The following is a 16,132-nucleotide window of genomic DNA, read 5'->3' as shown; positions in this document are numbered from 1 at the left end:
TATTAAATACAATAAAGCTTTTTACAATCTCTAAGTAAATAATAATATCTACAATAATCAACTCTTTCCTTTCACCCTATTAGGTATATCATACAATTAAAAGTATTCTATTGAATAATAAAAAACAGCTTTATGAAATATTCACAAAGCTGTTTTTAATGTTGTATTATAAGATGTTACTTTTTCTTCTTCTGTAACTCTTGTTGAGCTTGTGCTTGTTCCATCATCTGCTCCATTCTTTTAGCAAATCTACCCTTCTTTTTAGGTTTAGCTTTTGCTTTCTCAATTTTGGCAAGAACCTTATCCTTATCAATTATCACATTCTTTATAACCAACATCAGTCCTATTGTAATTAAGTTGGATACAAAATAGTAAAGCGATAGACCAGCTGCATAATTATTAAAGAAAACTAACATGAATAATGGCGATAAATACATGATAAACTTCATGTTAGGCATTCCTGGTTGTTGTGCCTGCGCCATGTTTTGACCAGTGGTCATTTGCATATAGAAAAATATAGCAACAGACGCTAGAATTGGAAATAAACTTACATGATCTCCATAAACCGGTATGTGAAAAGGAAGTTTAAAAATTTCATCGTAACTCGACAAATCATCTGCCCATAAAAAGCTTTTCTGTCTTAATTCGATAGCAGTTGGGAAAAATTTGAACAAGGCAAAAAATACAGGCATCTGTAATAAGGCCGGTAAACATCCAGATAAAGGACTCGCTCCAGCCTCACGCTGAATACGCATGGTTTCTTGTTGCTTTTTAAGAGCGTCATCTTTATACTTTGCAGTTACTTTTTCAATCTCAGGACGTAATATTTTCATTTTTGCCTGAGTTAAATAACTTTTATATAAAACTGGCGATAATAATAACCTTACCCAAATGTTAGAAGAATAATACCTATCCCAACAGGAATTCCTAGATAATTAGGAGACGTAATAAAAGTAAATAGTGGTCTAATTACATATTTATTAATGACACCAAAAATTCCCCAACCTAAATCAACTACTTCTTCCAGATTGGCATCATAATTTTCAAGAATGTCATAATCCGTAGGACCAAAATACCAGTCCATATTATACATTAACTCACCACCAGAATAATCTAATTGAAATTCTGAACTAAATTCCTTGGTGAATTTGTTTTGTGTATCGTCTATTGATGCAATATTCTTAGTTCTTAAAACACCAGACGTAAATGGAGTGTCAGTTACAAGTATTGAACTGAAAAAGTGTTGCTTGTAAGCTGCCCAAGTAATAGCGTTTCCTTCCTCCTCGGCGGTTTCTCCTTGTCCAGTATAATCATCGCTACCACCATCATATTCAAATTTAATTTCAGTATATCTGTTCTCATTTTGAATACTCTTTGAACGTCTATACCCTTGCATATCCCACTTAAGTAAAACAGCATCACTTGTATTTGCAACCGAGTTTAAACCAGTACTTCTAATAGTAAAATCAACCATATAATTATCTGGTTTGATTTCATATCTAAATTCTATTTTGGCATTGTTACCTGGTGTAGCAACGAAGTTAAAAACCTTATTTTCACCGTTCATACTTTGTTGCGGAGTAAAAAGCATGTCTGCGGTATTTAACTTACGACCATCTTTGGTCATAAAGGTCAAATTCAATCGCATATCACCATCGTTTACTAAGTAAACTGGTAAAGAATCATAAGTCTTAAACTTTAAAAGTTCGGCTTGAGTTAAATACGCTCCTTTTGTACTGAATTTGTAATCTACTAATTCGGTCTGGTAGGATAAAGTTTCAGCACTATTACTAGGATTAATTGAATCATTTACAACTGTCAAGCCATCAGGAACAAGTTGATCATTATTGGATATAGATTGTTCAGTTGTGGTATTGGGTTTTTGTTCTTGTACTTCTTCCTTATTCATAAAGAACATGTACATCAATATTGCAAAGATTAAGGACATACCTAATATTTGCTTCCAGTCTGTTTTATTTTCTTCCATTTCTAGATAGAGTTTGAAACTCTGTAAAGGGTTTGTGGTGATTCTGCTTTCGCGAAAGCGGAATCAGATTATTTATTTTTATTACTTTTAAATGTTGCTGCCGCAGCTACAAATGATTTGAACAATGGGTGTGGATTTGCTACTGTACTTTTATACTCAGGATGGTACTGCACTCCAATAAACCAAGGGTGATTCTCTATTTCAACGATTTCAACCAAATCAGTTTTTGGATTGACTCCGGTAGTTTTTAATCCAGCTTGTTCAAGTTGATCTCTATATTCATTGTTATATTCATAACGATGACGATGACGCTCACTTATCAATTCATTTCCATAGATTTCTGACACTCTACCACCATTCAATTTACAATCCCAAGCACCTAGTCTCATGGTACCACCCATGTCTAGTATATTTTTTTGATCCTCCATAAGAGAAATTACAGGATGCGGCGTATTGTCGTCCATTTCTATAGAGTTAGACTCTTTCAATCCTAAAACGTTACGTGAATATTCAATTACCGCCATTTGCATACCCAAACAGATACCAAAAAATGGTAATCCGTTTTCTCGAGCATACCTAACTGCTTCTATTTTACCTTCTATCCCTCGTTCACCAAACCCAGGAGCAACTAGAACGCCGTCTAAATGTGATAACTTTTTCTCAACATTTTCTACCTCTAAGTACTCACTGTGAATACTCTCAATCTTAACTTTTACCTCATTTTCTGCACCGGCATGAATGAATGCTTCTAAAATAGATTTATAGCTATCTTGTAACTCAACATATTTACCAATTAATCCAATCGTCACCTGACTTTTAGGATTTTTATGTTTGATAACAAACTCGTTCCAACTTTTAAGGTTTGGTTGACTTTCAGTTTCTATGTGCAATTGTTTAATGACAACTCTATCCAATCCTTCTAATAGCATTTTATTAGGAACGTCATAAATAGTTTCTACGTCAATAGATTGTATTACTGCTTCTGGTTTAACGTTACAAAAACGTGCTAGCTTTGTCCTTATTTCATCAGAAAGTTCGTGTTCAGTTCTACAAACTAATATATCTGCTTGTACTCCACTTTCCATTAATGTTTTAACACTGTGCTGCGTAGGTTTTGTTTTTAACTCGCCTGCCGCACTTAAAAATGGTATAAGCGTTAAATGAATAACTAATGAATTGTTATCACCTAATTCCCATTGTAATTGACGTACACTTTCGATGTAAGGTAATGACTCAATATCTCCAACTGTTCCACCTATCTCAGTAATTATAACATCATAATCACCTGATTTACCTAAAATCTGAATGCGCTCCTTAATCTCATCAGTTATATGTGGAATCACTTGAACCGTTTTTCCTAGGAACTCTCCTCTACGTTCTTTTTGAATGACACTTTGATAAATACGTCCCGTAGTAACGTTATTTGCTTGAGAGGTATTAACATTTAAAAACCTTTCATAATGTCCTAAATCTAAATCAGTTTCGGCACCATCCTCTGTTACGTAACACTCACCATGTTCATAAGGATTCAGTGTTCCAGGATCTACGTTAATGTATGGATCAAGTTTTTGGATTGTAACTCTTAATCCTCTAGCCTGTAGCAGTTTTGCTAGTGAAGCTGCGATAATTCCTTTTCCTAATGATGAGGTTACTCCACCCGTTACAAAAATGTACTTAGCATGTGCCATAATATCTGTTTCCTTACTTTAAAAACAGGTGCAAAAGTAATTATTTAATATGGGATTGTAAGCATAATTGAGGTAGTTATTAAGCACTTCACCGATTAAGAAATCTAATTGCTATTATTAAAAAATCCCTATTCCTTTTTTATGAGGAATAGGGATTTAAATTATTATTTTACTTTATATACTTACTCTACTATGAGTTTAGTAGAAATCGTATTACTGTTTTGTTTTACTTCTACTATATACATACCGCTGGCAATTGTATCCAAAGAAAACTGCTGCTCTACAAACGAGTTCTCAAAATTGCGAGTTAAAATTTCTTTACCAGAAAGGTCGTATAAGGTTACAGAAGTAGGTTCGTCATTCCATTGATCTAATAAAAGGTTGAATGAATTTGTAACAGGATTTGGATATATAGAAACTTGCGGAGTCAATACAATATCCTCATTACTCAACGGAGTTACTGTTGTTTGACATACTTGAACGGCCCATTGATTCAACACACCAGCATCTCCATTAAAAAAGTCTGCCATTACTATAGTCCAATTACCATTAACATCACTGTTTGATAAGGTTGACATAGGATCAACCGGACTAGAGTAAGTTCCTGAAACAGGACTAACACATACAACATCAGGTGCACCATCTTGAAACAAAATATCAATATCGTCCTCACCTATACACGTTCTACCCCATATTGTGGCAACATCCCCATTTGGATTGTTAACTTGAACTACTAAGTCCTGAACATAGTCATGTGTAATATCTAAATCTATTCTAATTTCTTGGGAAATATTGGAAACTGGAATGTTAATTTGATTTGCTAATACAGCTCCTTGAACATTACTCCCTTGACCGTCAGGAATAGGTAAGTTGATACTTCCTGAAGAATAGGTATCACAAGTAGTTTGCACATTAGCATTTATATTAAAATCCTCATTATTGATATTAAAAAATATGTTGTTTGCAGCCTCAATCATTAACCTACAATTAGGCGCAACAATACCGCTAGGAACTATCAAATCATAAGAACCATTATTAGGTACATTTGAAGCTAGAACCGTATCGAAAGTTTGACCACCATCGGTAGATAGAATAATATTAACAAACCCTTCATTTATACCATTTGCATTAGTTCCTGCCACATCCCATGTTATGGTTTCAGTGCTTCCAGGCAACCACACTATTCCTGTGGCATTTTGAGAAGTAACTCTAAATGGTCCTGTATTGGCTACAGTGTTTAAACTAACAGAATCAGAATCAGTTTGACCACCTCTAGAATCGTTATCACGTACGGTTAGTACAAATGATATATTTCTAGCTACACCTGGTAAAACTTCCCATTCTGTAGAAACACCACCAGAAGCAACAACATCCGAAAGTTGAGGAATATACCTTGTTGGACTTGTTGTACCTTGGAATGATCTGAATAGTGGACCTGTGGTGTTTGTAGGACTAGGAAGACCTGCTTGACCTAAGTCGAATTGCTCCCAAGTATAAGTGTGATTATTAATACCATCAACATCTGTTGAAGAGCCCGTCAATTTAAATGGCGTTTGTGATGGTATACTATAATCTGAGCCTGCATTTGCAACTGGTGAAGAATTACCTGTTACACTTAATTGCGCACATGTATTATTTATAGTATTCCAAATACTATTTAAACTTGTCTGATGAAAATAAGCATCACTATTAGGTTGAACATTTTGAGGTGGACAAATTCCTGCGTATGCCATTATAGTGGTCCCACTACCTACTTCGTAAGCTGATCCTGCACTACGATTACCTCCAGCACAACTTCCTGTGTTTCCATTAAAAGTATGAGGTGCACCAAATTGATGACCTAATTCGTGAGCAACAAAATCTATATCATAAGGATCTCCAATTGGCTGTGCTCGTCCTGTAACTCCTTGTGCTTTTCTACCAGGTACGCAAACGCTACCTAATGAAGCTAATCCACCACCGCCAGTTGTGAAAACATGTCCTATATCATAACCACCAGGACCAATTGTAGAATCTATAAGTTGTTGATTTTCGGATAATATAGCTCCCGCATTATCGTTACTCAAATTATCAGAAGTGATAAAAATTAATACGTCATTGTTTGCCACTAAATTCATTGTAACTGATAAATCTTGCTCATAAACAAAATTGTTACGTGCAAGTGTAACATTCATTGCTGCTAGAACAGCTGTTCTGCGTACTTGCTCTGTGTCAGCAGTTGTAAAACCTGCTCTTTCCCAATGAAATCTAGAATATTCTATGGTAGCACTAATAGCAATTCTATAAGTTCGCAACTGACCATCGTTTGCATTCTTAGAAATATCGTGGTTATGATCCTCACGTGATTGAACATTTGACGTATCTAGTGTACAATAGCTACCAGCATCAATAACCGGAAGATCTTTTTTTAAATAAGATATATATATTGATTTATCCTTGGTAAAAGGATCAATAAATTCCAATCCAGATTCTGGGTTATAAATCATTCCGTGAAATCCTAATGGGGTGATTGTAAAACGAATTTGAGTGTTGGTGTTATCTCTAGAATACCCTATATAAGATTTGATATCACTATACCTATCTTGTAATGCTTTTTCCATAATAGGTGCTGCGTAAACCTCAAAATCCAAAACACCATGGCTTGTAGGCAAGGTGATAATATCAGAGCTATGGGTGCTACCAAAACGATGAGGAGCATTAATAATCGATGCCTTAATTTGATTTACATCAATAGAATAAAGTTTGTATTTAAAAGGCTCTGATTTCCTTTCGAGTTTATCAGAATCCTTAATTTGAATATTAGAAATTTGTTTGAAAAAATTATTTTGAGCAATCGAAATTGACGAAACCAATATAACTACGGCAAAAAATAAAGAATTAAATGAGTATTTGTTTTGCATAATGTGTATCTTATGCTGTAAAAATAAGGTTTAATAATCACATTTTTATAAACAAATTGATAATGAATGATGAGCAAAAAGTAAAAATTTGTATAATGAAAATCTTTCTTCTAGTTATTATAATTTTAACCTTGGGATGTAAAACTGAAAAGGACATGATAATGAAAAACAGTTCATCCAATTGCCCAGAAGGAGGTACATGTCAATCTGAGTTTTTTGAAAATACAATTTTCAAGATACAAGCAGATGAATATGGTGCCACCTACATTAAAAAGATGAAATCTAATCAAAGTTCTGTTCGTTATTCCTTCTTAAGAGATGAGATGAATAACATTGCAGATTCTTATTACAAAGAAGAATTCCACATTCTAATTCCTAACGAGAATGGGACCTACGAGTATAATCAGGAAAACATCAAAGATTTGTCTTTCGGTAGATTGTGTAATTGTAGAGGAACGACTGGATACTATCCAGTTGAAAAAGCTAATATTAAGCTCAATAGAAACGATAAACAGATTACTATAACAGGAACTTTCTCTTTAAGTGAAGTGCCTCACATTTTAAAATCAATTAATACCACTATCAAATTATAGATGAGTAGTCTTAAAAAGTTGCTCCTTGATTTTTATGTACCACCTAGCTTGTTCTTCCTTGTTTATACCGTGATTAGTTTCCCTATCGTACTGCTTTTGTAGCTTTCGTCTTTCTGATTCAATTTTTTGGAAGATTTCATTCAAATCAGTTTTGTATGACTTTCTAGGTTGATATTTGCTTAAAGCTGTTCTAAGTTTTCTAGCATAAACTTCAGAAATATCCCAATGCAATTGCTCGTGAGCAAGTAAATCTCTACTACTTTCTTGTATATTTTTTTTCCAACTGAGCTGAGGATAAAATTGACTTTCTACTTCATAGCTCAAATGAAAATCACCATTTAAAATCTTAACCTCATAACTATAGGCTATACCTGTGTTGACACTCGCAAAATGTCTCGCATTTTGTGGTGGAACCCCTTTAAAATCTTCCCAGGTCAATACAGGATGATCCTCGTAAGTAAAATATTCTGAAGGATTAGAATTTAGAACTAAAAGAAAAACGAAACACCAAGCAAGTTTCATCATTCCCAGTTGAACTTAATTACCTTTTCAATGTCAGGATGCAAGCTATTTAGTACAGGACAAGTATTCCCTATCCTCTCAAGAATAACTTGAGTGCGCTTATCACAATTACCCTTCATTTCAAGTGAAACTTCTATCTTAGAAATTCTTCGAGGTTCACTTGCCATTGTTTTTAATACATGAGCACAACTACCAGAAATATCCTGATTAAGATTATTTGCCTTTATTCCCATTACAGTAAGCATACAACTTGCAAGAGCTGTTGCCACAGTATCAGTTGGTGAAAAGGCTTCTCCTTTCCCATTGTTATCAGTAGGGGCATCTGTTACGAATGAGTTATCACTTTTAATATGAACAGATTTACACCTTAAATCTCCTAAATACTCAACCCTTGATGTCATATCTCAACTATTCGTTTTATTAATTCTCTTTTGTTTCCTCAGACGAGTCCACATCAATAACTTTTATAGATAAATCCTTTTGATATTGTAATAGAAAAACTGCTTCATTATAATATCCCGCAAGAAACTTCTTTCGATAATCAAATTTGTTTTCAACCATCGTTGTTGCTCCATGGCGCATGGCACTTTCAAATAAATCACTAGCGCTAGCTTGTCTTAATATCACATCCATAGTTACATCAAATCCTCTTGTTGCATACTCATTGGGTGAAATATTGTGTGCTCGATAATACGCTTTCGCGAAAGCGGTATCACCACCAGAATCTCTATTCATTTTTGGGTAAATATAATTAAGCTGCGCAAGTCGAGTATTTGACAAATCCATATCCTCGTAATTATCCATTCCTATCATGGTGATTTTAAAGTCATCAGCCTTTGCGCTATAATTAGAAACAGCATCGGTGATAAATCCAACGTTATCAACTGCAAGAATTACTAAATTTTCTTTTTCCTTATCCAAGGCATCAAAATAGTGACGACTAAAAATGTAATTCTTTTTTTGATTAGGAATTAACAGTTTTGCTTCGGGAACAAGGTTTGCAAATAAATTTTTAAGCTCAGGCTTTGTATTGTCTGTAACTATAATAATATTTTTTCCTTCCTTAATACTAAGGATATATTTTTGCATTTTTTCAATATAGAGCTCGTCAACAGGTCTTGATTGAAAAAGATTTTTATACAGTCTAACATCGGTTGTTGTGAGAGGACTTACCACAGGAATATCATCTCCTTTTACGTGTTTTGCCACCTCTACTACATTTTTACCCATCAATGGACCAATAATAGTATTGTAATTCGAAAAATCTGTTTGATTTAAAATGGATTTTGTCCTATCTAAACTTTTACGAGTGTCGTATAAATCAAAGTTGACGTCTATTCCCAATTTTTTGGCACTGTCCCTGGCTACCTGCATACCACTATAGAAATCTAGGGCAATCCTTAGAGTACGATCAGCTTGCAATCTATCATCCTGAGATTGTTCCTCGGTAATTTTATGCAATGATAATGGTAGCATTACTGCTATACGCTGTTGGTCATAATTAACAATACTATCTCGTAAATTGCTATATAACCTATTTGTATTTATACCATTACCACTTAAACCATTATCTAGGTTAACTCTGGCAGGTAATTTTAATTGCATTCCAACTTTGAGACCTTCTTTAACATCAGGATTTAAAGATATTATACTATCCTCGGAAATTCCTGCTAATCTAGTAAGCGAATACATTCCCATTTTTGCCGGCACAGTGTAGGTCACAAATTTTCTTGCATCAGTTGACCCTTCATTTTCAACGGTATTCTTTTTGGGAACGTTGATTATCATTCCAGGTTGTAAGTTATCTAAACCATCATTAAGTTTTTCTAATTCCTTAACTTTAATACCATATCTAGTTGCTATACCGTATTTAGTATCCTTGGGCAAGACTTTATATTGTCCATCTACCAAGGTGATAGGTGAATTATCCTGTGTCACTTGTTGCTTTTGCTCTTCGGCAAAAACAGGAATTCTTATCTTATCACCTCGTTTTAATGGTTTTGAGTATAATTCTTTGTTGGCCTCTTTTATATCAAGTTCATCAATCCCATACTTTTGAGCAAGTCTAAAAAGATTATCTTTTCGTTTAACTTTATGGGTGATATATTTTTCAATCCTACTATTTTCTTGCTTGCCAGACTTTTCAGGTATCAATAGTACCGCACCCATTTTTAATCCTGATTTAAGGTCGGGATTAAGTTGTACTAGAGCATCTTCGGTTACGTCATATAATTGCGTTATACTATATAAGGTCTCACCCTGATCAACTGTATGTTTTTTATAGGTTTGTGCGCTTGCACAGCTCGCTTTCGCGAAAGCGAGACAAATAATTAATAAACTGTATATAAAATGCTTCATATTATTCCCACTCTATTGTTGCTGGCGGTTTTGAACTAATGTCATACACTACTCTATTAACGCCCTTTACTTTATTTATTATCTCATTACTGGTAGCTTGTAAAAATTCATAAGGTAAATTCACCCAATCGGCGGTCATACCATCTGTACTTTCTACAGCTCTTAAAGCTACACATTTTTCATAAGTGCGTTCATCACCCATCACTCCTACAGAATTTACAGGAAGTAAAATTGCTCCTGCCTGCCATACTTTATCATAAAGATTCCATTTTTTAAGATTCTCAATAAAAACAGCATCTACATCTTGCAGTATAGCGACTTTTTCTGGTGTGATATCACCTAGAATACGAATAGCTAATCCTGGACCTGGAAATGGATGACGACCCAATAATTCTGGTGCCATTCCCATACTTGCACCTACCCTACGAACTTCATCCTTAAACAATGCCTTAAGAGGTTCTACCACTTTTAATTTCATAAAATCTGGCAATCCTCCTACATTGTGATGAGATTTAATCGTGGCACTAGGTCCACCAGTAGCACTTACACTTTCTATCACATCAGGATAAATTGTTCCTTGTGCCAGATAAGTAACATCTTTGATAGAAGTAGCTTCATCATCAAATACTTCTATAAACACACGTCCTATCGCCTTACGTTTTTTCTCTGGATCGCTTTCACCAGCTAGTGCTTCCATAAATCGTGCCGAAGCATCTACTCCTTTAACATTAAGTCCCATTCCTTCATATTGATGAAGTACTTGACTAAATTCATTCTTACGAAGTAGGCCGTTGTTTACGAAAATACAATACAGGTTATTTCCTATGGCCTTGTGTAGTAACATGGCAGCCACACTGCTATCTACTCCACCGGACAATCCTAATACCACTTTATCATCACCTATTTGCTCTTTAAGATGGGCAACTGTTTCTTCAACAAAAGCATTAGGCGTCCAGTCTGGTTTTACTTCGGCTATGTCTATCAAAAAGTTTTGCAGAAGTAACTTACCATCTGTACTATGATAAACTTCTGGATGAAATTGAATAGCATAGGTTTTTTCTCCTTCTATTTTGTACGCGGCATTCTCCACATCATTTGTAGAAGCTAATAGTGTTCCGCCTGTGGGAAGTTTTTTAATTGTATCGCTGTGACTCATCCAGACCTGACTGCCTTTGTTTATTCCTTTGAAAAAAGGCTCATCTGGGTGAACGTAATTCAGATTAGCTCGTCCATATTCTCTTGTGCTACTAGCTCCTACTTCACCTCCATGGAAATGTGCAAGGTACTGTGCTCCATAACAAACACCCAAAAGTGGCTTTTTACCACGTATAGAATCTAGATCTATGTGAAATGCCTGATCAGACCTTACAGACATTGGACTACCAGAAAGTATTACGGCTTTAAAACCATCGATATCATCAGGCAAGTGATGATAGGGATGAATTTCAGAGTAGATGTTGAGTTCTCTTACACGGCGAGCAATAAGCTGAGTATACTGCGAGCCAAAATCGATTATAAGTACCTTGTCATGTTGCATGGGCAAATTTACCCTTTTGCTAGAAAAAAGCCATCAGGCTTTTAAATAATTGTCATCAGGTTTTGTTAACAACTATATCTTATCAATCAGGTAATTTAATCACCGTAAATCTTAAATCAAATGGATTTAAATTACTCTTCAGTTTTTCCAGCCATTGAGAACCGTATTTTTCATAAAAGGATGAAAAATTAAGAACTCTCTCTTGTAAATTACCATTAGGAAACAACTGTTCTTGCAGCTTTAGTGCTCTTTCATTCACATCCTTTAATTTACGTTTTTGAGCTGTAAGGAGTCTCTTTTCTAAATTTTCAAGACCTTTTATCTGTTTACGCTCTTGTGCTGCCACTGCTCCATAAAATGAGTGATCTGTTTTTGTTGCTATTTCATACAAATCTTGAAACTGCTTTTTAAGATGACTTTTCTGATTAGAAAAATCTATTTCAATTTCACTATGCAAATTGGTAACCTTTTCTTTGAGCTCGTCCGGATGTAAAAACATTTCTTGCACAGACAATTTGAGGGCTGTTAATTTTCTAAGCTGCTTTTCAGTCGCAATCAACACACTATTTCTAAGAAGTAACATTGGAAATGTCACGTTATAACTATCGAACATTTGTTTTAATTGCAACCAGTAGGCCATCTCACCACCACCACCTATGTAACACAAATTAGGCAATATAACTTCTTGATAAAGAGGTCGTAATATAACATTAGGTGAAAATCTTTCTGGGTATTTATTTAGGACTTCCAGAATTTCCTTCTTGTCAAATTTTAAATCTGTACCGTCAATCGAATAGGTATTATTTTCATGAGAAATTATTCTAGACCTTAAATTATCCTTTAGATAAAACAAATTGTTCTCTCTAGGGTTTACTTGAACCTTATATTTATCTGGCCAACTAGCAAGAGTATTGTTCACCTGATTATAAGATTTTTGATCTGTAAATTCCTGTTTAAAAAAAGGAACCATTGCCTTCTTTAAGGTTGTATCGTCAGCGTCTAGAATAAGTAACCCATCATTTTTAAAGAAATTATGGACTAGTACCCTAGTGGCCTCAGATAACGAACTGTTTTTTAAATAGGCTTTTTCAAATGTTTGTAATAATTCCTGAGCGTAATCACTTTTACCCAAAGACAATTCAAGAACTTTATAAACCTTATCTAATTCACGGTTTTCAAATCTACCTACTGCCCCTGTTTGATCCGTTTCATAAACAATTTTTTTTCCTGCATAGTTAAAGTACTGAATTTCTTCAAAGTCATGATCCTCACTAGCCATCCAGTATATAGGCACAAAATTATACTTGGGATAAAATGACCTTAGTTTGTTGGTTAGGTTTATGGTATCTATGATTTTATAGAAAAAATATAAAGGGCCCGTAAATAGATTTAATTGATGTCCAGTAGTTATTGTGAACGTGTTTTCTTTTTCGAGTAAATCAATATTATACAGAACTTTATCAACATCTTCTAATCCATTGTATTGATTTCTTAGGACATTTACCAAATTTTGTCGCTCTAGTGATTTTGAAGACCATTCTATGGACTTTTCTTCTATTTGATTTTCAAAATTTTTAATATTTGGAAATCTGTGGTATAAGGATTTAACATCAGGTTTTTCATCTAAGTAATCCTTCATTAAGTTTGAAAAATATCTTAGATCTTGATATGAAATATGACAGTCGTCCATTAATCTTACTATAGTTCTTTGAATTGTCGAACAAATTAGAATTGATACGCTTTCGCGAAAGCGTAATATTATTTATTCTTTGTTTTAGGTTCGTAGATTGGTAAAAGCTTATTTGTTACTTCGCCAAAACCTATTCTAAATGGACCATTATTACAATAACCACGCAATGTAACCGTATCGTTGTCTTGAATAAACTTACGTTCTGTACCATCGTTAAGTTTAACCGGTTTCTCACCTCGCCAGCTCAATTCCAACATACTACCATAACTATCTGGCGTAGGTCCAGAAATAGTTCCACTACCCATTAAATCACCGCTATTCACACTACAACCATTAATGGTATGGTGTGCTAGTTGTTGTGAAATATTCCAATACATGTACTTGAAATTGGATTTACAAACTGTTGTTGGTTTTCCATCTTCTGGGGTTATATCAACTTCTAGATGAATATCAAAACTTTTTTTCCCTTTACTATTAAGGTAATCTAACACGGGTTTCTCCCTTTTAGGACTTTCTACCCTATAAGGTTCCAAAGCATCTAAGGTAACAATCCATGGAGAAATACTACTAGCAAAATTTTTAGCAAGAAATGGACCTAAGGGAACATATTCCCATTTCTGAATATCTCTTGCGCTCCAGTCATTAAATAAAACCATACCAAAAATGTAATCCTCTGCTTCATTTACTGGAATGGGATGTCCTAGATTATTGGCATCAGTAGTTATAAATGCCATTTCTAATTCAAAATCTACTAATTTAGAAGGGCCAAATACAGGTGCATCAGAATCTGCGGGCATAGTTTGTCCTTGTGGTCTATGAATATTGATACCAGATGGGATAATTGTACTACTACGCCCATGATACGCTACTGGCATATGCAACCAATTAGGTAAAAGAGCATTTTCAGGATCTCTAAACATAGTTCCAACATTGGTTGCATGTTCTTTACTGCTATAAAAATCAGTATAATCACCTATTGAAACTGGCAATTGCATTTCAACTTCGTCCATAGCGAAGATTACTCTATCTCTATGTTCCTTATTGTCCCTTAATTCTGGATTGTTTTTATCAAAAATATCGCCAATTCTATTACGAACTAGTCTCCATGTTTTTTTACCATCCGAAATAAAATCGTTAAGAGTATCCTGCATGAACATGTCATCAGTCAACGGGATCATTGAGAAGTAATTCATTTCTTGCAATGCACCTAGGTCTATGGCATAATCACCAATCCTTGTACCTATTGTAATTACATTATCTCTAGTCAAAAAAACTCCAAATGGAATATTTTGTATGGGAAAATGAGTATCTTGATTATAGCCGATCCATGATTTTCTATTAGGGTCGTTAGTTTTATTTGGCATACCGTAAGTTATTGTTGTTGAAAAGTACTAATCAAATATATAATTTAAGTATAGATTATATATAGCAACATGTATTTTTGTCAAATAATTAATATAATATGGCACACAGAGATAAGGAAATTTTCAATTTGATTGATCAGGAAAGAATCCGTCAAACAAATGGTATAGAATTAATTGCTAGTGAAAACTATGTAAGCCCAGACGTTCTAGCTGCAGCAGGTTCTATTTTAACTAATAAATATGCAGAAGGCTATCCTGGTAAAAGATACTACGGTGGTTGTGAAATTGTGGATGAAATCGAAAATCTAGCCATAGAAAGAGCTAAAGAATTATTTAATGCAGAATATGTAAATGTTCAACCTCATTCTGGTAGCCAAGCTAACACAGCTGTATTTCATGCTTGTCTCTCTCCTGGTGATAAAATACTAGGATTTGATTTAGCTCATGGTGGTCATTTAACACATGGTTCACCTGTGAACTTTTCTGGAAAACTTTATCAAACATCATTCTATGGTGTTAATAAGGAATCTGGTTTACTTGACTACGATAACATCGAGAAAATAGCAGAAGCTGAAAAACCTAAACTTATAATAGCTGGTGCTAGTGCTTATAGTAGAGATATTGACTACAAAAGATTTAGAGAAATCGCAGATAAAATTGGAGCTATACTACTAGCAGATATTGCACATCCCGCTGGACTCATTGCCAAAGGCATTCTAAATGATGCGGTCTTATACGCTCACATCTGTACGTCAACTACTCACAAAACATTAAGAGGTCCTCGAGGAGGAATTATTATAATGGGTAAGGATTTTGAAAACCCATTTGATCAACGTTTGAAGAGCGGTAAATTGAAAAAGATGTCATCATTGCTAAACAGTGCTGTATTTCCCGGTAATCAAGGAGGTCCTTTAGAGCATATAATCGCTGCTAAAGCCGTGGCATTTAAAGAGGCACTCTCTGATGATTTTCTTCATTACATGGTTCAAGTAAAGAAAAATGCACAAACACTTGCGAGTGCCTTAATCGACAAAGGATTCAATATTATTTCTGATGGTACAGATAACCATATGATGTTAATCGATTTAAGAAACAAAGGCATTACGGGTAAAGATGCAGAAGAGCTCCTTGGTAAGATAGATATAACCGTAAATAAAAATATGGTGCCGTTTGACGACCAGTCACCGTTTATAACAAGTGGCATACGCATAGGAACTGCAGCTGTAACAACAAGAGGATTGAAAGAAGATCAAATGAATCTCATATCTCAATATATAAGTGACGCGATCACAAATAAAGACGATGAGAGTAAATTAAAATCTATAAAAGAACAAATCAATTTGATGATGAGCACATATTCTTTATTTCAACTCTAAAGAACATACTAATACAATGCAATAAAAGGCTGTTATTATTTATTTAATAACAGCCTTTTATTTTATTTAAATTATTACTAATTAGAGAAAGTTTACCACAACAAAAAACCCTTATCG

At 34.4% G+C, this 16,132-nt stretch carries 12 protein-coding genes; 2 read left to right on the top strand and 10 right to left on the bottom strand.

The annotated features are described in order from the left end of the window. Positions 1–176 precede the first annotated feature (176 nt). From yidC (BST91_RS13430) to BST91_RS02605, 4 genes are all read right to left on the bottom strand, one after another. On the bottom strand, positions 177–833 hold the full coding sequence (gene yidC / locus BST91_RS13430; protein ID WP_317043053.1) for a membrane protein insertase YidC: 657 nt from the start codon (positions 831–833) through the stop codon (positions 177–179). A 50-nt stretch (positions 834–883) separates the two neighbouring features. Further along, complete coding sequence (gene yidC, locus BST91_RS13425) at positions 884–1,987, bottom strand: membrane protein insertase YidC (protein ID WP_317043052.1); 1,104 nt, start codon at positions 1,985–1,987, stop codon at positions 884–886. 68 nt (positions 1,988–2,055) lie between these two features. Further along, the gene (locus BST91_RS02610) at positions 2,056–3,675 is read right to left on the bottom strand and encodes a CTP synthase (protein ID WP_060522915.1); all 1,620 of its coding nucleotides are present in this window, start codon (positions 3,673–3,675) and stop codon (positions 2,056–2,058) included. A gap of 182 nt (positions 3,676–3,857) precedes the next feature. Continuing rightward, positions 3,858–6,575: a reprolysin-like metallopeptidase gene (locus BST91_RS02605; RefSeq protein ID WP_085774349.1), complete on the bottom strand. Its 2,718-nt coding sequence runs from the start codon at positions 6,573–6,575 to the stop codon at positions 3,858–3,860. 95 nt (positions 6,576–6,670) lie between these two features. Between BST91_RS02605 and BST91_RS02600 the strand changes: the two genes are divergently transcribed. Next, positions 6,671–7,168, top strand: coding sequence for a hypothetical protein (locus BST91_RS02600; protein ID WP_152557386.1), 498 nt, complete (start codon positions 6,671–6,673; stop codon positions 7,166–7,168). Here the strand turns inward: BST91_RS02600 and BST91_RS02595 are convergent. The 6 genes from BST91_RS02595 to fahA all read right to left on the bottom strand — a co-directional run bounded on the left by BST91_RS02595 (position 7,163) and on the right by fahA (position 14,639). Beyond that, positions 7,163–7,693 carry a DUF922 domain-containing protein gene (locus BST91_RS02595; RefSeq protein WP_244895673.1) on the bottom strand — a complete coding sequence of 177 codons (531 nt, stop codon included), beginning with the start codon at positions 7,691–7,693 and terminating at the stop codon, positions 7,163–7,165. The two genes, BST91_RS02600 and BST91_RS02595, sit on opposite strands and share 6 nt — an antisense overlap. Continuing rightward, positions 7,690–8,091, bottom strand: coding sequence for an OsmC family protein (locus BST91_RS02590; RefSeq protein WP_085774348.1), 402 nt, complete (start codon positions 8,089–8,091; stop codon positions 7,690–7,692). Before BST91_RS02590 ends, BST91_RS02595 begins: the two co-directional genes overlap by 4 nt. Before the next feature lie 19 nt (positions 8,092–8,110). Continuing rightward, the gene (locus BST91_RS02585) at positions 8,111–10,048 is read right to left on the bottom strand and encodes a LysM peptidoglycan-binding domain-containing protein (RefSeq protein ID WP_085774347.1); all 1,938 of its coding nucleotides are present in this window, start codon (positions 10,046–10,048) and stop codon (positions 8,111–8,113) included. Position 10,049: 1 nt separating this feature from the next. Further along, positions 10,050–11,585 carry a glutamine-hydrolyzing GMP synthase gene (guaA, locus tag BST91_RS02580; RefSeq protein WP_085774346.1) on the bottom strand — a complete coding sequence of 512 codons (1,536 nt, stop codon included), beginning with the start codon at positions 11,583–11,585 and terminating at the stop codon, positions 10,050–10,052. An 82-nt stretch (positions 11,586–11,667) separates the two neighbouring features. Continuing rightward, the gene (gene bshC, locus BST91_RS02575; RefSeq protein ID WP_244895672.1) at positions 11,668–13,224 is read right to left on the bottom strand and encodes a bacillithiol biosynthesis cysteine-adding enzyme BshC; all 1,557 of its coding nucleotides are present in this window, start codon (positions 13,222–13,224) and stop codon (positions 11,668–11,670) included. Positions 13,225–13,343: 119 nt separating this feature from the next. After that, entirely contained in the window at positions 13,344–14,639 is a 1,296-nt protein-coding gene (fahA, locus tag BST91_RS02570; protein WP_042278065.1) for a fumarylacetoacetase, read from the bottom strand. A 98-nt stretch (positions 14,640–14,737) separates the two neighbouring features. On the opposite strand from fahA, the gene glyA reads away from it, so the two are divergent. Beyond that, complete coding sequence (gene glyA / locus BST91_RS02565; RefSeq protein ID WP_085774344.1) at positions 14,738–16,015, top strand: serine hydroxymethyltransferase; 1,278 nt, start codon at positions 14,738–14,740, stop codon at positions 16,013–16,015. Positions 16,016–16,132: the final 117 nt, after the last annotated feature.

Source organism: Nonlabens tegetincola (assembly GCF_002117085.1).
GTDB lineage: Bacteria > Bacteroidota > Bacteroidia > Flavobacteriales > Flavobacteriaceae > Nonlabens > Nonlabens tegetincola.
This window is presented reverse-complemented; position numbering and strand designations above follow the sequence as displayed.

Bases quoted from the DNA above. Each gene is read 5' to 3' on its own strand.
- yidC (WP_317043053.1), bottom strand. From the start codon at position 833: ATGAAAATATTACGTCCTGAGATTGAAAAAGTAACTGCAAAGTATAAA.
- yidC (WP_317043052.1), bottom strand. From the start codon at position 1,987: ATGGAAGAAAATAAAACAGACTGGAAGCAAATATTAGGTATGTCCTTA.
- BST91_RS02610 (WP_060522915.1), bottom strand. From the start codon at position 3,675: ATGGCACATGCTAAGTACATTTTTGTAACGGGTGGAGTAACCTCATCA.
- BST91_RS02605 (WP_085774349.1), bottom strand. From the start codon at position 6,575: ATGCAAAACAAATACTCATTTAATTCTTTATTTTTTGCCGTAGTTATA.
- BST91_RS02600 (WP_152557386.1), top strand. From the start codon at position 6,671: ATGAAAATCTTTCTTCTAGTTATTATAATTTTAACCTTGGGATGTAAA.
- BST91_RS02595 (WP_244895673.1), bottom strand. From the start codon at position 7,693: ATGATGAAACTTGCTTGGTGTTTCGTTTTTCTTTTAGTTCTAAATTCT.
- BST91_RS02590 (WP_085774348.1), bottom strand. From the start codon at position 8,091: ATGACATCAAGGGTTGAGTATTTAGGAGATTTAAGGTGTAAATCTGTT.
- BST91_RS02585 (WP_085774347.1), bottom strand. From the start codon at position 10,048: ATGAAGCATTTTATATACAGTTTATTAATTATTTGTCTCGCTTTCGCG.
- guaA (WP_085774346.1), bottom strand. From the start codon at position 11,585: ATGCAACATGACAAGGTACTTATAATCGATTTTGGCTCGCAGTATACT.
- bshC (WP_244895672.1), bottom strand. From the start codon at position 13,224: ATGAAGGATTACTTAGATGAAAAACCTGATGTTAAATCCTTATACCAC.
- fahA (WP_042278065.1), bottom strand. From the start codon at position 14,639: ATGCCAAATAAAACTAACGACCCTAATAGAAAATCATGGATCGGCTAT.
- glyA (WP_085774344.1), top strand. From the start codon at position 14,738: ATGGCACACAGAGATAAGGAAATTTTCAATTTGATTGATCAGGAAAGA.